At 59.9% G+C, this 18,531-nt stretch carries 12 protein-coding genes, 2 tRNA genes and 3 rRNA genes; 4 read left to right on the top strand and 13 right to left on the bottom strand.

The features are described 5' to 3' along the window. Positions 1-271 precede the first annotated feature (271 nt). The 5 genes from rrf to HH212_RS09710 all read right to left on the bottom strand — a co-directional run bounded on the left by rrf (position 272) and on the right by HH212_RS09710 (position 5,487). Positions 272-384, bottom strand: a 5S ribosomal RNA gene (gene rrf, locus HH212_RS09730). Positions 385-518: 134 nt separating this feature from the next. Then, positions 519-3,395, bottom strand: a 23S ribosomal RNA gene (locus HH212_RS09725). Positions 3,396-3,628: 233 nt separating this feature from the next. Continuing rightward, positions 3,629-3,704 (bottom strand) — tRNA-Ala (locus tag HH212_RS09720). A gap of 97 nt (positions 3,705-3,801) precedes the next feature. Beyond that, positions 3,802-3,878: transfer RNA gene (locus HH212_RS09715), tRNA-Ile, on the bottom strand. A 78-nt stretch (positions 3,879-3,956) separates the two neighbouring features. After that, positions 3,957-5,487 (bottom strand): 16S ribosomal RNA (locus HH212_RS09710). Together the 16S, 23S and 5S rRNA genes with 2 tRNA genes alongside form the textbook arrangement of a ribosomal RNA operon. A 753-nt stretch (positions 5,488-6,240) precedes the next feature. Here HH212_RS09710 and HH212_RS09705 point away from each other — a divergent pair. Genes HH212_RS09705 through HH212_RS09695 form a run of 3 tightly spaced genes read left to right on the top strand, consistent with a single transcriptional unit; the run spans position 6,241 to position 9,989 of the window. After that, entirely contained in the window at positions 6,241-8,391 is a 2,151-nt protein-coding gene (locus HH212_RS09705) for a sigma-54-dependent Fis family transcriptional regulator (RefSeq protein ID WP_170202295.1), read from the top strand. A gap of 9 nt (positions 8,392-8,400) precedes the next feature. Continuing rightward, positions 8,401-8,982: a cytochrome b gene (locus HH212_RS09700; RefSeq protein WP_170202294.1), complete on the top strand. Its 582-nt coding sequence runs from the start codon at positions 8,401-8,403 to the stop codon at positions 8,980-8,982. After that, positions 8,979-9,989 (top strand): beta-propeller fold lactonase family protein, encoded by a 1,011-nt coding sequence (locus tag HH212_RS09695; protein WP_170202293.1) that lies wholly within the window; start codon positions 8,979-8,981, stop codon positions 9,987-9,989. The genes HH212_RS09700 and HH212_RS09695 overlap by 4 nt, the downstream gene beginning before the upstream one ends. Before the next feature lie 14 nt (positions 9,990-10,003). On the opposite strand, the gene HH212_RS09690 is transcribed toward HH212_RS09695, so the two are convergent. The 8 genes from HH212_RS09690 to HH212_RS09655 form a co-directional block, all read right to left on the bottom strand. Beyond that, positions 10,004-11,236 (bottom strand): ATP-grasp domain-containing protein, encoded by a 1,233-nt coding sequence (locus HH212_RS09690; RefSeq protein WP_170202292.1) that lies wholly within the window; start codon positions 11,234-11,236, stop codon positions 10,004-10,006. Next, complete coding sequence (locus HH212_RS09685) at positions 11,208-12,074, bottom strand: hypothetical protein (RefSeq protein WP_170202291.1); 867 nt, start codon at positions 12,072-12,074, stop codon at positions 11,208-11,210. Before HH212_RS09685 ends, HH212_RS09690 begins: the two co-directional genes overlap by 29 nt. Then, positions 12,074-13,018 (bottom strand): quinoprotein dehydrogenase-associated putative ABC transporter substrate-binding protein, encoded by a 945-nt coding sequence (locus HH212_RS09680; protein ID WP_170202290.1) that lies wholly within the window; start codon positions 13,016-13,018, stop codon positions 12,074-12,076. Before HH212_RS09680 ends, HH212_RS09685 begins: the two co-directional genes overlap by 1 nt. Then, positions 13,015-13,434, bottom strand: a complete 420-nt coding sequence (locus HH212_RS09675) for a c-type cytochrome (RefSeq protein ID WP_170202289.1) — start codon at positions 13,432-13,434, stop codon at positions 13,015-13,017. Before HH212_RS09675 ends, HH212_RS09680 begins: the two co-directional genes overlap by 4 nt. A gap of 94 nt (positions 13,435-13,528) precedes the next feature. Beyond that, the gene (locus HH212_RS09670; protein WP_170202288.1) at positions 13,529-15,334 is read right to left on the bottom strand and encodes a methanol/ethanol family PQQ-dependent dehydrogenase; all 1,806 of its coding nucleotides are present in this window, start codon (positions 15,332-15,334) and stop codon (positions 13,529-13,531) included. A 161-nt stretch (positions 15,335-15,495) separates the two neighbouring features. After that, positions 15,496-15,864, bottom strand: coding sequence for a hypothetical protein (locus HH212_RS09665; protein ID WP_170202287.1), 369 nt, complete (start codon positions 15,862-15,864; stop codon positions 15,496-15,498). Between the two features lie 25 nt (positions 15,865-15,889). Continuing rightward, positions 15,890-16,468: an S-(hydroxymethyl)glutathione synthase gene (gfa, locus tag HH212_RS09660; protein WP_170202286.1), complete on the bottom strand. Its 579-nt coding sequence runs from the start codon at positions 16,466-16,468 to the stop codon at positions 15,890-15,892. Between the two features lie 22 nt (positions 16,469-16,490). Beyond that, positions 16,491-17,597: an S-(hydroxymethyl)glutathione dehydrogenase/class III alcohol dehydrogenase gene (locus tag HH212_RS09655; RefSeq protein WP_170202285.1), complete on the bottom strand. Its 1,107-nt coding sequence runs from the start codon at positions 17,595-17,597 to the stop codon at positions 16,491-16,493. 259 nt (positions 17,598-17,856) lie between these two features. Here HH212_RS09655 and HH212_RS09650 point away from each other — a divergent pair, with 259 nt between their 5' ends. After that, positions 17,857-18,525, top strand: coding sequence for a 2Fe-2S iron-sulfur cluster-binding protein (locus HH212_RS09650; RefSeq protein ID WP_211172480.1), 669 nt, complete (start codon positions 17,857-17,859; stop codon positions 18,523-18,525). The last annotated feature ends 6 nt before the right edge of the window (positions 18,526-18,531 follow it).

The raw sequence follows: 18,531 nt of genomic DNA, 5'->3' as shown, positions 1-18,531 counted from the left end.
CATTCTCGTTTGCTGATGCGTGAAAGTGCGCAAACAATATAAATAAAGAATTCACCATCGCGTTCATGATGAGATACAAATTGATAAAGATCAAATGGTATCAATTCATAAAGGACACATAGTCACAAGCTGGCAACAATGGATCGTTGTCCCAAAACGAAAAACCTCGCCTAGAGTGAGGATCTTCACCGCAGATCTGGACGGTGGGGTTTGCTTTTCCAAAAGCAAAAAGCCCCGCTCAGTTCACTGAGCGGGGCTTTGCTTATAACTAGCCTGACGATAACCTACTTTCACACTGGTTGCAGCACTATCATCGGCGCAAAGTCGTTTCACGGTCCTGTTCGGGATGGGAAGGGGTGGTACCGACTTGCTATGGTCATCAGGCATGACTTGTACGGGTGCGTCGTGCTGTGCGCGACGCCACCCTGAATCTGGAAGAAGTGTTTTCTGTAATCTGTGGTGTTGCCTGTATCAACAAACAGCCGAACCCTCGTCTCTGGCATGACTGCCAAGGTTATAGGGACAAGCCGTACGGGCAATTAGTACTGGTTAGCTTAATGCATTACTGCACTTCCACACCCAGCCTATCAACGTCCTGGTCTCGAACGACCCTTCAAGGAGCTCAAGGCTCCGGGAAATCTCATCTCAAGGCGAGTTTCCCGCTTAGATGCTTTCAGCGGTTATCTCTTCCGAACTTAGCTACCCGGCAATGCCACTGGCGTGACAACCGGTACACCAGAGGTTCGTCCACTCCGGTCCTCTCGTACTAGGAGCAGCCCCCTTCAAATTTCCAACGCCCACGGCAGATAGGGACCAAACTGTCTCACGACGTTTTAAACCCAGCTCACGTACCACTTTAAATGGCGAACAGCCATACCCTTGGGACCGGCTACAGCCCCAGGATGTGATGAGCCGACATCGAGGTGCCAAACTCCCCCGTCGATATGAACTCTTGGGAGGAATCAGCCTGTTATCCCCAGAGTACCTTTTATCCGTTGAGCGATGGCCCTTCCATACAGAACCACCGGATCACTATGTCCTACTTTCGTACCTGCTCGACTTGTCGGTCTCGCAGTTAAGCACGCTTATGCCATTGCACTATTAGCACGATGTCCGACCGTACCTAGCGTACCTTCGAACTCCTCCGTTACACTTTAGGAGGAGACCGCCCCAGTCAAACTGCCTACCATGCACTGTCCCCGACCCGGATCACGGGCCAAGGTTAGAACCTCAAACAAACCAGGGTGGTATTTCAAGGATGGCTCCACGGGAACTGGCGTCCCCGCTTCAAAGCCTCCCACCTATCCTACACAGATTGGTTCAAAGTCCAATGCAAAGCTACAGTAAAGGTTCATGGGGTCTTTCCGTCTAGCCGCGGGTAGATTGCATCATCACAAACATTTCAACTTCGCTGAGTCTCGGGAGGAGACAGTGTGGCCATCGTTACGCCATTCGTGCAGGTCGGAACTTACCCGACAAGGAATTTCGCTACCTTAGGACCGTTATAGTTACGGCCGCCGTTTACTGGGACTTCAATCAAGAGCTTGCACCCCATCATTTAATCTTCCAGCACCGGGCAGGCGTCACACCCTATACGTCCACTTTCGTGTTTGCAGAGTGCTGTGTTTTTATTAAACAGTCGCAGCCACCAGTTTATTGCAACCCTTTCACCCTCCTGCAGCAAAGCAGTCAAGCTACCGGGGCGTACCTTTTCCCGAAGTTACGGTACCAATTTGCCGAGTTCCTTCTCCCGAGTTCTCTCAAGCGCCTTAGAATACTCATCTCGCCCACCTGTGTCGGTTTGCGGTACGGTCTCGTATGACTGAAGCTTAGAGGCTTTTCTTGGAACCACTTCCGATTGCTTCGTGGCACATGGCCACACGTCCCAGTCCCTTGAATCCCGCGCCCGGATTTGCCTAAGCGCCTTCTATGAACCAGAAACCAGCTATTCCAACAGCTGGACAACCTTCCGCGATCCGTCCCCCCATCGCATCATACGACGGTGCAGGAATATTAACCTGCTTCCCATCAGCTACGCATCTCTGCCTCGCCTTAGGGGCCGACTCACCCTGCTCCGATGAACGTTGAACAGGAAACCTTGGGCTTACGGCGTGCGGGCTTTTCACCCGCATTATCGCTACTCATGTCAGCATTCGCACTTCCGATACCTCCAGCATCCCTTACGAGACACCTTCTCAGGCTTACGGAACGCTCTCCTACCATCTTCAATAAAGAAGATCCGCAGCTTCGGTGACTGGCTTAGCCCCGTTACATCTTCCGCGCAGGACGACTCGATCAGTGAGCTATTACGCTTTCTTTAAATGATGGCTGCTTCTAAGCCAACATCCTGACTGTTTTAGCCTTCCCACTTCGTTTTCCACTTAGCCAATCTTTGGGACCTTAGCTGGCGGTCTGGGTTGTTTCCCTCTTGACGCCGGACGTTAGCACCCGACGTCTGTCTCCCAAGCTCGCACTCATCGGTATTCGGAGTTTGCAATGGTTTGGTAAGTCGCAATGACCCCCTAGCCATAACAGTGCTCTACCCCCGATGGTGATACTTGAGGCACTACCTAAATAGTTTTCGGAGAGAACCAGCTATTTCCAGGTTTGTTTAGCCTTTCACCCCTACCCACAGCTCATCCCCTAATTTTTCAACATTAGTGGGTTCGGACCTCCAGGGCGTGTTACCGCACCTTCATCCTGGCCATGGGTAGATCACCTGGTTTCGGGTCTACACCCAGCGACTGTCGCCCTGTTCGGACTCGATTTCTCTACGGCTCCCCTATCCGGTTAACCTCGCCACTGAATGTAAGTCGCTGACCCATTATACAAAAGGTACGCCGTCACGGATCAAGTCCGCTCCGACTGTTTGTATGCACACGGTTTCAGGATCTATTTCACTCCCCTCCCGGGGTTCTTTTCGCCTTTCCCTCACGGTACTGGTTCACTATCGGTCGATTACGAGTATTTAGCCTTGGAGGATGGTCCCCCCATCTTCAGACAGGATTTCTCGTGTCCCGCCCTACTTGTCGTACGCTTAGTATCACCGTCCGGATTTCGTGTACGGGGCTATCACCCGCTATGGCCGGAGTTTCCAATCCGTTCCACTATCCGATCGACTATCACGTACAAGGCTCATCCCATTTCGCTCGCCACTACTTTGGGAATCTCGGTTGATTTCTTTTCCTGCAGCTACTTAGATGTTTCAGTTCGCCGCGTTCGCTTCGTACACCTATGTATTCAGTGTACGATGACCCAAAGGGCCGGGTTTCCCCATTCGGAAATCTGCGGATCAAAGCTCGTTTGCTAGCTCCCCGCAGCTTATCGCAAGCTACTACGTCCTTCATCGCCTGTAATCGCCAAGGCATCCACCATGTGCACTTATTCACTTGTCCCTATAACTTTGGCCCCTGCATGAGTGTCAGGGAACGTCATAATTACAAGAGTTCAGCTTACTTTGTTTGTTGATACATACAGATTACTACCCTAAGTGTGCATTTGATCTTTCGACCAACTACACGCTTAAAGAAAACTTTACTTCTTCCAGATTGTTAAAGAACGAAAAAACAGTGATCTCGAAAAGACCAAACCTAAACGCATGCTCTCGCATCGCTTACGTTTGAACTTTTGGTGGAGGATGACGGGATCGAACCGACGACCCCCTGCTTGCAAAGCAGGTGCTCTCCCAGCTGAGCTAATCCCCCGGAATTCATTCACAAAAAAGTACAAACCTACTTTTTTGTGGATCCAGATAAAAATCCCTGGCAAAGCCAGATGATTTTTATAGGCAACTGCGTTGACTGGTAGGGCTGGTTGGACTCGAACCAACGACCCCCGCGTTATCAACACGGTGCTCTAACCAGCTGAGCTACAGCCCCGAAACACTGTTCTTTACTGTTCAACAGCCGATAAGCGTGGACGCTTGATGCTGGGCTTTCGCCCCGGTGCTACTCTAGAAAGGAGGTGATCCAGCCGCACCTTCCGATACGGCTACCTTGTTACGACTTCACCCCAGTCACGAATCCTACCGTGGTAAGCGCCCCCCTTGCGGTTAAGCTACCTACTTCTGGTAAAACCCGCTCCCATGGTGTGACGGGCGGTGTGTACAAGACCCGGGAACGTATTCACCGCGGCATGCTGATCCGCGATTACTAGCGATTCCAACTTCACGCAGTCGAGTTGCAGACTGCGATCCGGACTACGATACACTTTCTGGGATTAGCTCCCCCTCGCGGGTTGGCGGCCCTCTGTATGTACCATTGTATGACGTGTGAAGCCCTACCCATAAGGGCCATGAGGACTTGACGTCATCCCCACCTTCCTCCGGTTTGTCACCGGCAGTCTCATTAGAGTGCCCTTTCGTAGCAACTAATGACAAGGGTTGCGCTCGTTGCGGGACTTAACCCAACATCTCACGACACGAGCTGACGACAGCCATGCAGCACCTGTGTTCAGGCTCCCTTTCGGGCACACTCCAATCTCTCGGAGCTTCCTGACATGTCAAGGGTAGGTAAGGTTTTTCGCGTTGCATCGAATTAATCCACATCATCCACCGCTTGTGCGGGTCCCCGTCAATTCCTTTGAGTTTTAATCTTGCGACCGTACTCCCCAGGCGGTCTACTTCACGCGTTAGCTGCGTTACCAAGTTAATTAAAACCCGACAACTAGTAGACATCGTTTAGGGCGTGGACTACCAGGGTATCTAATCCTGTTTGCTCCCCACGCTTTCGTGCATGAGCGTCAGTCTTGACCCAGGGGGCTGCCTTCGCCATCGGTGTTCCTCCACATCTCTACGCATTTCACTGCTACACGTGGAATTCTACCCCCCTCTGCCAGACTCCAGCCTTGCAGTCTCCAACGCAATTCCCAGGTTGAGCCCGGGGATTTCACGTCAGACTTACAAAACCGCCTGCGCACGCTTTACGCCCAGTAATTCCGATTAACGCTCGCACCCTACGTATTACCGCGGCTGCTGGCACGTAGTTAGCCGGTGCTTATTCTTCAGGTACCGTCATTAGCCGGGGATATTAGCCCCAACCGTTTCTTCCCTGACAAAAGAGCTTTACAACCCGAAGGCCTTCTTCACTCACGCGGCATTGCTGGATCAGGCTTGCGCCCATTGTCCAAAATTCCCCACTGCTGCCTCCCGTAGGAGTCTGGGCCGTGTCTCAGTCCCAGTGTGGCTGGTCGTCCTCTCAGACCAGCTACTGATCGTCGCCTTGGTGAGCCTTTACCTCACCAACTAGCTAATCAGATATCGGCCGCTCCAGGAGCATGAGGTCCTTGCGAATCCCCCACTTTCATCCTTAGATCGTATGCGGTATTAGCGTAACTTTCGCTACGTTATCCCCCACTCTTGGGTACGTTCCGATATATTACTCACCCGTTCGCCACTCGCCGCCAGGTTGCCCCGCGCTGCCGTTCGACTTGCATGTGTAAAGCATGCCGCCAGCGTTCAATCTGAGCCAGGATCAAACTCTTCAGTTCAATCTCTGTTTGTTGGCATTGCTGCCACCCTTGGGTTACCAAGGGGTCGCTCACTCAAAATACTGACCGTCGCTCATTGCTGAGCAACGTATTTCTTTTTCGTGAACATTTGATAATTTAAGTAATCGGCAGCGCTTTCGCAGCTGCCGGCACCTTCATCAAACGCCCACACTTATCGACTGTTTATTGTTAAAGAACTCGTATTTGGTACTGCCTTGCTGCGTTTGCGAATCGTTTTGTTCGTCAGCAGCAGAGAAGCGAGATTATGCAGTGTTTCGTTTGCGTCGTCAACTTCTTTTTTCGCTTCGCTACAACAACCTGTTCGTTATTGCATTTCGGCACGCTAGATTTTCTTGCAATTCATGCGTGCCGTGAAGCGGACGCGAAGTATAGCAATCTCGTCGCGGCTCTGCAAGGGGAAGCGTAACCAAAGCGTACGCCGTGCCATACCTTTATTCCGTGGTTCAACGTCGACATTCAGGAGGGTTGTCAGGGCACCTCTCTCCATACGACTAACTTTTATCCATATAGTTCCCACTATCTTACTCATAGCTGACTTCCGTCTGAAACAAGCAAGCTTGGTTGGATGCCATATATCGCATCGTTCAAAATACTTGCAATATTCAACACTCCGCCTAGTATGGTCTACAGACCAGCTACAGGAATCTCAGGCAAAAATTCGATCCTTTCATATCACAGTCCACAAAACGATCGCGGCCCATGTAGCCGCCGCTCAAGGACGTAGGAGACAGCATGGAAATAGCCGTAGAACACGTTAAGCGTGTTCATCTGGTCGTGCGTGGGCGGCTCGATTCAAACCATGTATCAGGTGCCATATCACCGGGATCAACGACGAATCCGGACCGCGAATCGAACTTCCCTGCTGCCGCCAATCGCATCACCCAATCCTGGATCCGCTGTCTCAACGAGTACAAACTGGATCCAGGCGCATGCAACGATCCGGAAGTCGTTTCGCCTGCCGAATTGCAGGAACGTCAGGAACGACTCGCCGATCTGCAAGCCGTCGCCAAAGTCGAGATGGCCAACCTGTACCAGCAGTTGGCAGACTCCGGCTATGCGATCATCCTGACGGACCGCGATGGCGTGCTGCTGAATTATTTCGGCGACCCGGCATTCACCCATGCCGCGTCCAAGACCGGCTTGCTGCCCGGCGCACTGTGGACCGAGCGCGCGCAAGGTACCAATGGGATGGGCACTTGTCTGTTCGAACGACGTCCCCTGACCGTGCATCAGGACGAACACTATTTGTCACGCAACATCGGCCTGTCCTGCGCCGCCGCGCCGATCTTCGACCATGAAGGCGAACTTGTTGCCGTGCTCGATGCATCCGGCGAATCGCACCTGGCGCAGCAGCACACCCTGGCCTTGGTCAGCATGTCGGTGCAGATGATCGAAAACCGGGTGTTCCTGCATCAGTTCCGTCACGATTACATCGTGCGCTTTCATAATCGGCCGGAGTTCGTCGGCACCTTGAGCGAGGGTGCGATCGCGCTGAGTGTCACCGGCAGGGTACTGGCAGCCACGCGCAGCGCCCTGTTCCAGCTCGGTTTGCGCTGCCGCAGCGAGATCGTCGGACGTGACATCACGGAGTTGTTCAATGTAACGTTTTGCGGCTTGATCGATTCCAGCATCAAGAAGTCCTTCCACCCGGTTCCGATCTTCGAATGCCGCAATGGCGCACGTTTTTTTGCCCTCATGTACCAACCGGTATCGAACGCCGGTATTCGTCCCACGATAGATGCTGGGTCCGCCAGCGCCAAGTCGACACGGCCTGCAGGCGTATCGAACACTGCGCTCGATGCGCTCCACTTCGGCGATCCGGCGATGAATGCCAACATCCATATGGCAAAGCGTGTGTTCGAACGAAATGTCGCCATCCTGCTGCAAGGCGAAACCGGAACCGGCAAGGAGATGTTTGCCCGCGCAGTCCATCTGTCGAGCAGCCGCGCAACCCGGCCTTTCATAGCAATCAATTGTGCTTCGATACCGGAAGCACTGATCGAAAGCGAACTGTTCGGATATCGTTCAGGCGCGTTCACCGGCGCCAGCAAGGAAGGCCAGCGCGGCAAACTGCTGCAAGCGAACGGGGGCACCCTGTTTCTCGACGAGATCGGCGACATGCCGGTTGCCCTGCAGGCGCGACTGTTACGGGTTCTCGAAGAACGTGAAGTGGTGCCGCTGGGGAGCGAAACCCCGGTCAAGCTCGATATCCGCCTGCTCAGCGCCACCCACTGCGACCTGCAAAAAAAGATTGGCCAGGGCGAATTTCGCGAGGATCTGTATTACCGCCTGCAAGGTGTGACGATCACACTGCCGCCGCTGCGCGACCGCGCAGACCGTCCCGCCCTGATACGCCACCTCGCAGCCGAGGAAAGCGATGATGGCAGTCCGGTCGAGCTCGACGCGAACCTGCTTGCCCTGCTCGACCGGCAGCGCTGGCCGGGTAACGTGCGGCAGTTGCGTCACTTGCTGCGCACCATGATCGCGCTGCGACAATCCGACCGCCTTGGCGTACACGACTTGCCGGCCGAGTATCGTGTTCATGCCTTCGACGTCGCCGCGTTGTCGCAGATCCCTGCCGCCACGCCGGTGATCCCAGATCTGTCGGCAGATGTACTGCCCCATGGCCAGCTGCAAATGCCGCATGATCAGAAAAACACGTCGAGCAGTGAAGCGGCCGGCACGAGCGACAGCGATATATTGGGCGCACAAAAACTGAACCCGCTCGAAAGCGCCGAACGCTATGCGCTGCTGAAGGAGCTTGCGCAACGCGACTGGAACCTGAGCTGCGTGGCGCGCGAACTCAACATCAGCCGCAATACGCTGTACCGCAAGTTGCAACGGCTGCAGATCAAGACCCCCGACAAATCGTTGTTCCATTGATGCCTCGCCATGCCCGCCCGCTATACGGCTACCGCGATTACCCTGCACTGGCTGCTTGCGCTGCTGTTGCTCGGCCAGTTCGCATTCGGTCTGCTGGTGGCGGACATCCCGCGCGGCACGCCGGCGCGTGGCTTGTATATCAACCTGCACAAGAGCAGCGGCATCCTGATCGGTCTGTTGATCCTGGTGCGCATCGGTTGGCGCCTGACGCACAGGCCGCCGCCGCTGCCCGCTTCGATGCCGGCTTGGCAACGCCATGCGGCCACGCTCAGCCACGCGATGCTGTACCTGTGCATGGCGGTGCTGCCGCTGTCCGGCTATCTCGCTTCGAACTTCAGCAAACATGGCATCAAATTCTTCAACCTGGTCCACTGGCCCCCCTGGGGGCCGGACGACAAGACCTGGTATGCGCTGTTCAACCTGACGCATCACGTGGCAGCCCTGGTGCTGGCCCTGTTCGTCCTGCTGCACCTGCTTGCCCTTGCCAAGCACATGCTGATCGACCGCGATGGCCTGTTGTTGCGCATGTGGCCGCCGCGCAGTGCACACCGTAATCACCCGCGTTCCGACCATCCACTGGAGACTCGATGATCACCAGACGACATCATTTCACCGTATTGGCAAGCCTGGCCCTGGCGCCCTTGCTGTGCTCGCCATGGGCCGCCGCACAATCGAACAGCAAGCCAGATATTTCTGCGGCTGGCACACCGTCGAGCGCCTCACTCGCATATGTGCCAAACGAGGGTTCGGGCACGATCTCGGTCATCGATACCGCCACCGACCAGGTGCTCGCCGAACTGCCGGGCGGCAGCAAACCCCGCGGACTGGCGGTAGGAACCGACCGCCGCTGGCTGTACGTCAGTGACCAGCCGCACAACCGCCTGCAGCTGGTCGATGTGGGCGCACGCGCGCTGGGCGGCACGATCGCACTGGGCAAATCGCCCGAAGGCGTGTCGATCTCCCCTGACGGCCGCTGGGTGGCGGCCGCCGTCGAGGGCAAGAACGAGATCGCGGTGACCGATACGCGCACCAATGCCCTGGCATTCTCGATCAAGGTGCGCGGCACCAATCCCGAACATGCAGTGTTCAGTCCGAATGGGCGCCTGCTGTTCGTGAGCGCCGAAGAAGGCGAAGCGGTCGATGTCGTCGATTTCGCCAACCGCAAGCAAGTGGCCCAAGTGGCGGTGGGTGCGCGTCCGCGCGGCATCGGTTTCCTGCCCGATGGCAGCCGCGCCTACGTTGCCGCCGAAAATGCGAGCGAGGTATTTGTCATCGACACCAGCAACTTCGCCATCGTCGCCCGTATCAAGGCCGGCCTGCGCGCCAACGGCATCGCCGTGCATCCGGGTGGCCGCGAAGTGTATGTATCGAACGGCGGCGACGCCAACGTCTCGGTGATCGATACCGCCAGCAACCAGATGGTCGCCACCATCCCGGCAGGCCAGCGTCCGTGGAACATGGCGCTCACCGCCGACGGCAAGAAGCTGTACGTCGCCAACGGCCGCTCGAACAACGTATCGGTGATCGACACGGTACACCGCAGCAAGCTGCGCGACATCCCGGTCGGCAAGCTGCCATGGGGCGTGGTGATCCGATAAGCGCCCTTCTTTTTTCAGGCCACGCCGACGTCGACGCTGACGGCGCGCCGCATGCCGGCCGGAAGCGCCTGCGCCGTCATTGCGCCAGGGCCGTTCAGCAGATCGAGCACCAGTCCGGCCGGGTTGCAGCCGATCGACGCATGCAGGCCGGCATAGGCCGTGGTCAGGCGTGGATTTACATCGAGCACCATGGCGCCATGCGCGGTCAGCACGAAGTCGACCCCGACGTAGCCCCACAGGCTGGGAATGGCCGCCGCCACTTGCTGCGCCAGGCGCGCCAGCACGCCGTCATCGTCGGCCAGGCCATTGACGACGCTGCCGAGAAAATGAAAACGGTTGTCGTGCATCGCCACGCGTTCCTGGTTGCAGGCCAATACGCGCGCTGCGCCATCGCAGCAGATCAGGGACAGGCTGCCCAGCTTTCCTGCTACAAAGGGTTGCAAGACATAGCCGTCCGCGCCATGCGCGCGTATCCAGGCCAGCGCCGCGGCACGGTCGCCGAACAAACGGGTGTCGAGGCAGCCGGCGCCGTCGTCGGGTTTGACGACCCAAGGACCGCCATCCTGTGGCAGCGCTGCATGCGGACTGTAGGTGGCCACCGCCGCCACGCCACCGTCGGCCAGTACGCGCGCCAACTTGAGCTTGCTTGCAGCGACTTCCACCGCGCCGGGCGCGCTTCCCAGCAAAATGCGCTTGCCGCGCAGGACGCCGAGCGAAAGGCATTCCAGCACACCATCCGATTCGCTGGCCAGCGGCCATACCGCGTCCGCTGCCTGCATGCCGGCGATGAGATGGGCGCCGAACCGATGCATCCCGCGCAGCATCGGTGCGCTCGCCGATGAGCATGCTGCCGGCCATGTCCGTGACCGTACCGTCGCCTGCCCCTCCCTCGGCGTTTTCGTCCATCCTGCCGATTTTGTCTTCTCGGCTTCCGTCGCTGCGGCAGTCCCTGCTGCTCCGTTGCCACCGTCGACGCCGGCAGGATGACCGGGCGCTGCACCCGATCGCGTCATGCTGACCACCTCGATGCCGGACAATGCATCCAGGTCTGCCAGCAATGCCTGGTGCAGCATGTCGCCTTGCCTCTTGAGCGATTGCGGCAAGGGCCGCGCCGGAATGCCGCCGGCGGCGATCGGATCGAACACCAACACTTTCAAGCGCGCCATCGAATGCCCTCCGGCAGATGCCGATGTCCGGCCCAGCCTGCGACGTCCGCATTCAGCGTCCGGAATGCGTGAGACCGACAAGTGTGAGCGTTTCGTCGATCGCCGGTGCCGGGTGAGCGGAGCCGGGCGCTGCGGCGGGCGGCGCCATGGTCGTGCTCAGCACGCTGTTGGCTACCGTCACGCCGGACGACCCGCTGCCGGCCACGACTGGGCCACCCTCATTGGCCAGCGAACTGCGTAATTGATACACGCCGCCCGGCACCTGTTCGCTGACGACGAAGGTATAGGTCTTGTGCAGGTATTGTTCGAAACGCGCATGCATCGGATCGTTCAGATAAGGCTGGATGCGCACTGCCTGCGCCGGCAGCGATTTACCCTGATACGTGATGGTTTGCGAAGTCACTTGCGCGCCTTCGGCCAGCGCCATCCTGATGCGCTTGCGAAAATACGCGGTCGAACCGCCGGTCAGCCGTTTCATCTCGGCGATGTCGCGCTCGAGAAACCCGAGCAGCACCGGATTGCCGTGGGCATCCTGCAGCGCCGGAATGTCGTGCTTGTGCTCGCCCGACAGGAAGTGCAGGGTGGCGCTGGTCTTGCCCTTGCTGCCCGCCAGGTCGAGCTGTACCTTGTCGGTGAAGCCCGGCTCGACATTGCTCACCTTGCGGAACTCGTACGTCAACGCGGCTGGAGGCTTGATACGGGCCAGGTGATCGGTTTCGAACAGCAGGGTTTCAGCCTGGGAAACCGCCGCGGAAGCCGGCTGGGCGCGAACATGGTCCGCCCACCCCATGCACAGCACTGCCATGCCGAGACAGCAGGCAAGCCGCGTCGAATAAAAGCGCCTCCGTTGCGGCCGGCCGGGCGGCTTCACGGCCGCTTGCATGGGCGCGCCCATGCCTGCATGCACGGCCGGCGCCATCACGGTATGCCAGCCTGCCGGGACGGCCGCAGTGCCTGTCCCTTCTGGTCGAGCAAGGGAACGCCATATTCCGCGAGAATGGCGTTGATCTTGTCCTGGTTGGCGTCGATCAGCCCGTCGATACGCTGCTTGAATGCCTTGTCGCCATGCCTTACCGCCATGGCAATGTCGAAGTCCAGCTTCATTCCCGGACCCGATGCCAGCGGCACTGCGACGATGGGCGCCGAGCGCGTGTGGCGTGCGAAATAGCCGGCGATCGGTCCCCAGACGAACGCCAGGTCGATCTTGCCGCTGGCGAGGTCATGCTCGATAATTTCCCCCGGATATTGCTCGGCGTCGCCAGACTGGATCTGGTACCACGCGATCTGGCTCATGAGATCGTTCTTCAGCATCCACTCGGTGACGGGCGACGCCGTGAACACGCCGAAGCGCAACTTGCCGCGCTGCGCAGGCGCCAGCGCCAGCAGGTCGTCCAGGCCGCGCACGCCGTCCAGGCCCGTGCCTCGCCCTCTCACGTAGACCAGTGCGTAGCTGGAATGATAGTAGGGGTGCGTCGTGGCGGCCATCTCGAATCCGGTCGGCACCCCGGTGACCAGGTCGCATTTGAACCGGTCCGAATGCGCCTGCCGGGCACGCAGGGTATTGCGGATGAACCCGATCCGTTGCGGAAACCAGGTGGTTTCCAGCTTCCAGCCCAGCTGCTGGGCGAACAGGGCCGCGATGCGGTTTTCGAACCCGGCCTGGGAGCGGTTCGAGAACGGCAGGTTGTTCGGATCCTGGCACACGCGCAGCACCTTGTCCTCGCCGGGCCCGGCCGCATCCGGCGCCGGCTGGCCGCCGTCCTGGGCCGCGGCCGGCGGCGCCAGCGTCCACGACGCGCAGACACACAGGCAGCCGAGGGCGAGCGCAGCGCGCGCCCTGTTGGCGTATGTATGGATCGTCATTTGCCGATCTCCTGCAGGCGGCCGGGCTGGATGGCGCCGTCCGAGCGCCCCTTCAAGTAGGCGTACAGGTTGTCGATGTTCTCGACCACCATCTTGCTGCCGTCGAAGTTGGGCATACCCTTGTCGATCCGCCCTTTCAGCACGGTTTCCTTGAACTGGTCCTTGCTGAGGACTTTCAGGCTGTTGACGAGCGACGGCCCTACCATGCCTTCCTGTGCAGGACCGTGGCAGCGCTCGCAAGCCAGGGCACGCCAGGTACGCCAGCCGCTCAGGGTGTGGGCATCCACCTTGTTGCCTTCGCTGACCTGGTACGGCGCCGCATCGGCCGCCTGGGCCTGGGCCAGTACCGGTGCGAATACGGGCACGAAGAACAGCATGCTGCCAGCGGCCATGGACAGCATGGCTTTCTTGATCATGGACATATCGATTCCTTGGAGAAGCGAGGCCTCGGGCACAAACCGCACGGGCGCGCATGCCGCATGGCGGCGCCGGCGCCCATCCGACAGGGGCTCAGCGATCGGACAACGCGAACACGGTCAGCACGCCGCCGAGTTCGGTGTACTTGGCGAGATCCTTGTAGCCGCCGACCGCGCCCAGCCCTTCGGTGCCCTTGGTGAGGCCTGCCGCCAGGCCGATGCCGGCCCAGCCGCCGATGCCCGACAGGACGCCGACATATTGCTTGCCCTTGTACTCCCAGGTCGTGACGTTGCCGATGATGCCGGACGGCGTCTTGAACTTCCACAGTTCCTTGCCGTTGAGGTCGACCGCCTTCAGGTAGCCTTCCAGGGTGCCGTAGAACACCACGTCGCCGGCCGTGGTCAGCGCGCCGCTCCATACCGAGAAGCGTTCCGGCTTTGACCACACCATCTTGCCGGTGCCGGCATCCCAGGCGATGAAGTTGCCCATGCCGCCATGGCTGTTCGGCGCCGCATACATCGAGAGGGTCGAACCGACGTAGGGCTGGCCGGCCGTGTACTCGATCTGGAACGGTTCATAGTCCATGCAGACGTGGTTGGTCGGCACGTAGAACAGGCCGGTGCGCGGCGAATAGCTGGCCGGCTGCTGGTCCTTGGTGCCCAGCGCCGACGGGCACACGCCTTTGGTATTCACGTCCGGCCCGTTCTTATCGGTACTGTATTTGGCGACCACCTGCGGCCGGCCGCTCTTCATGTCGACGTGGGTGGCCCAGTTCACCACCGGATCGTATTTTTCGGCCACCAGCAATTCGCCGCTCACCCGGTCCATCGTGTAGGCGAAGCCGTTGCGGTCGAAGTGCACCAGCGCCTTGTGCGGCTTGCCCTTGACCTTGATGTCGGCCAGGATCATCTCGTTCACGCCGTCGTAGTCCCACTCGTCGTGCGGCGTCATCTGGTAGACCCATTTCGCCATGCCGGTGTCGAGATCGCGCGCGAAAATCGTCATCGACCACTTGTTGTCACCCGGACGCTGGCGCGGGTTCCAGGTGCTCGGATTACCGGTGCCGTAATACACCACGTTCAGCGCCGGATCGTAGCTGTACCAACCCCAGGTGGTGCCGCCGCCCAGCTTCCACTGGTCGCCCTGCCAGGTCTTGAGCGAGGAATCGGGACCGATCGGCGCCATCTTGCCATCGGTCCAGGTCATGGTCTTGGCCGGATCGACCAGCAATTCATTGTCCGGCCCGGTGCTGTAGGCTTTCCACAGGACCTTGCCGGTATTGATGTCGTGCGCCGTGATGCGTCCGCGCACGCCGAATTCACCGCCGCTGATGCCGGTCAGCACCTTGTCCTTGAAGATGTGCGGGGTATTGGTGGTCGTTTCGCCGATCTTGGGGTCGCCCACCTTGACCTTCCACAGCTCGTTACCGGTCTTGGCATCCAGCGCCACCAGCGTGGTGTCGGCCTGCTGCAGGAAGATCTTGCCGTTGGCATAGGCCAGGCCGCGGTTGACGGTGTCGCAGCACATCACCGGGATCACGGTGGCGTCCTGCTTCGGCTCGTACTTCCAGCGGATGCTCTGGTCTTCCAGAGCGATGGCGAATACCTTGTTCGGGAACGGACTGTGCAGGTACATGGTGTCGCCGATCACCAGCGGACCGCCCTCGTGCCCGCGCAATACGCCGGTCGAGAAGGTCCAGGCCACGCTGAGGTTCTTGGCGTTCTTGGTGGTGATCTGCTTCAGTTCGCTGTAGCGGTGGTTGTTCAGGTCGCCGGCCTGCATCGCCCAGTTCTTCGGGTCCTTGGTCAGTTGCGCGACGTCGGAATCGGCCGCGAACGCCGTCCCGGCCAGCAGCGCCAGGCAGGTACCCCAGCAGGTGGTTCTCGATTGAAATGACATGGTGAAGTCTCCTCGTGGTTTTTATTTGGGTCCATCAAGTCTTCCAGCATGTAGCGTGCCAACCGTCATTGCGGGGCAAGCGGATAATCTCGTACGCAGGTTCGGGACAGCCGGCGCCCTGCCCTGTATCGCCCGCGGTACAGCGTCACGCGAACGCAGCGCTACGGTTGTTGCGGCACGGCGCATGCCTTGTTGGCGCCGGTTTCGATCGTCTTGTACCTACTCGCCATGTCCTTGACCGCGGCCGCGTCGCGGAACACCCCGCCGCGTTCCCCCGGCAAGCCCTGGTTGCGCAGTGCGACCGACATCGCCACGTAATCGTCGTAGGACAGTGCGTTGGCGATACGGTCGATGACGCACGAGCACTTGTAGAGATACTCGTATTTGCCGTCATGCTTTTGCATGCACTCCAGCACGTACTCGACGCGTCCGCTGGTGGGGTAGTCGCCGGCATGCGCCGCCGGTGGCGCTGCCCATGACGGCGATACCAGCGCCAGCACGGCGGGCAACAGCAAATGACATGGCCTCATTCGGCTCTCCAGTCGTCGTACGGCATCAATCCTTGAGCACGCCGCGCTGGCGGGCGACATGGGTCGAGATCGCATCCATCAGCGGCGGCGACAGCACGTCGTAGGGCGGCAATCCGAGTTCCTGCAGGCGCGCGCGCACCGCGCCCATCTGTTCGGGCCGGGCGCCCGATTCGATGATCGAGGACACGAAGGCGGCAAATTCCGGCGCCGACCAGCCCGGTTGGTCCGACAGCTCGGGGTGCACGAAGTCGAGTCCGTAAAAGGCGTGCTGGTCGTTCTCGATGCGGCCGTACAGATGCACGCCGCACACCTCGCAGGCATGCCGCTGGATGGTGGCGCCCGCATCCACCACCTTCAGCTTGCCGCCATTGGCCGTGACCTTGACCTTGTCGCGTGCGACCACCGCTACCTGCGAAAACAGCGATCCGTCCGGCTTCCAGCATTTGGTACAGCCGCACACGTGGTTGTGCGCCACCTGCGCGCCGACCTCGACCGTCACCGGATCGCTGGCGCAATGGCAGGACAGGGTGCCACCGGCAAAGCCCGGCCGTGCCGGCGCGATACCGGCATCGACCGACGGGTGAATCTTGACCGCATCGCTCATGATTTTCTCCTTGTTGGGTGATTCAATACAGGACCACCGAGCGGATCGATTGCCCGCTCTTCATCAGCGCGAACCCATCGTTGATGCGTTCGAGCGGCAGGGTGTGGGTGATCAGGTCGTCGATATTGATCTTGCCGTCCATGTACCAGTCGACGATGGTCGGCACGTCGGTGCGGCCGCGCGCGCCGCCGAACGCGCTGCCCTTCCACTGGCGACCGGTCACCAGCTGGAATGGCCGGGTGGCGATTTCCTGCCCGGCAGCGGCGACGCCGATGATGAAGGACTGGCCCCAGCCCTTGTGGCAGCACTCCAGCGCCTGGCGCATGACGCCGACGTTGCCGATGCATTCGAACGCATAGTCGGCGCCGCCGTCGGTCATCTGCACGATGTGGTCCACCAGGTTGCCGACCTCGTTCGGATTGACGAAGTCGGTCATGCCGAAGCGGCGCGCGATCTCGATGCGGCCGGGATTCAGGTCGACGCCGATGATGCGCCCCGCCCCCACCATCTTCGCGCCCTGGATCACGTTCAGGCCGATCCCGCCCAGGCCGAACACCACCACGTTGGCGCCGGGCTCGACCCTGGCCGAAAACACCACCGCGCCCACGCCGGTGGTGACGCCGCAGCCGATGTAGCAGGCCTTGTCGAACGGTGCGTCGGCACGGATCTTCGCCAGCGCGATCTCGGGCACCACGATGTAATTGGAAAAGGTCGAGGTGCCCATGTAGTGGTACAAGGGCCGGCCGTCGAACGAGAAGCGGCTGCTGCCGTCCGGCATCAGGCCGCGGCCCTGGGTAGCGCGGATCGCCTGGCACAGGTTGGTCTTGCGCGACAGGCAGAATTTGCATTGGCGGCATTCGGGCGTGTACAGCGGAATCACATGGTCGTCGCGCCGCACCGAGGTCACGCCGGTGCCGGTCTCCAGCACGATGCCGGCGCCTTCGTGGCCGAGGATGGCGGGAAACAGGCCCTCCGGGTCGGCGCCCGACAAGGTGTAGTAATCGGTATGGCAGATGCCGGTCGCCTTGATCTCGACCAGCACCTCGCCGGCGCGCGGTCCTTCCAGATCGACCTCGGCGATCGACAATGGTTCTCCAGCCTTCCAGGCGATGGCAGCGCGTGTTTTCATGGCGTTTCCGGAGTCGTTGATGGGTGGCGATGCAAGGAAGGCAATCGCAAGGGCCGTGCCAGCGGCCTTGCCCGGCGCGCAGGGTACTCACCGTTCCGGGAACGCAACAGGTGCGCCGCCGGTTGTACCGTGACTGTTCCGGATCGCGTACAAGTCACCGAATGGCTGGCTATGTGGGCAACCTAACAGAAGCGCAGGATGGCAAGCACATAATGGGATGCTTGTTTCCTTGATTACATCCTTCCTGCGAAAGCCCTCGATGTCCGACCAGCTACCCGATCCGTCCACCGAAGCAGAGGTGGACAATGCACGCCGCGGCTTCATGCAATCCGCCCTGCTCGCCGCCGGCGCCACCCAGTTGCCCGTCCACGCGGCAGCCGCCGCGGCAACGCCCGGTCCCGCGCCCGCACCCATGGCGCCGGCGCGTCCGCTGACCCTGAACATCAACGGCACCGACCACCAATTGTCCCTGGAGCCGCGCGTGACCCTGCTCGACGCCTTGCGCGAATCGATCGGCCTGACGGGTACCAAGAAAGGGTGTGATCGCGGCCAGTGCGGCGCCTGCACCGTGCTGGTCGACGGCCGCCGGGTGAATGCCTGCCTGACGCTGGCCATCATGCACCGGGGCGCGAAGATCACGACCATCGAAGGCATCGCCCAGGGAGAACAACTGGCGCCGATCCAGGCCGCCTTCATCGAGCACGACGCCTTCCAGTGCGGCTACTGTACGCCGGGCCAGATCTGTTCCGCGGTGGCCTGCATCGCCGAGATGCGCGCCGGCACCGCCAGCGCCGTCAGCCCGAACGTGCGCGAGCAGGCCATCGCCTTCACCGATCCGGAGATCCGCGAACGCATGAGCGGCAACCTGTGCCGCTGCGGCGCCTACAACAACATCGTCGCCGCCATCCGCGCGACCGCCAAGGCCTGAGGAGGC

The organism is Massilia forsythiae (assembly GCF_012849555.1).
Lineage (GTDB): Bacteria > Pseudomonadota > Gammaproteobacteria > Burkholderiales > Burkholderiaceae_D > Telluria > Telluria forsythiae.
Note: the sequence above shows the minus strand (reverse complement) of the source record. Positions and strands in the feature narration are given on the sequence as shown.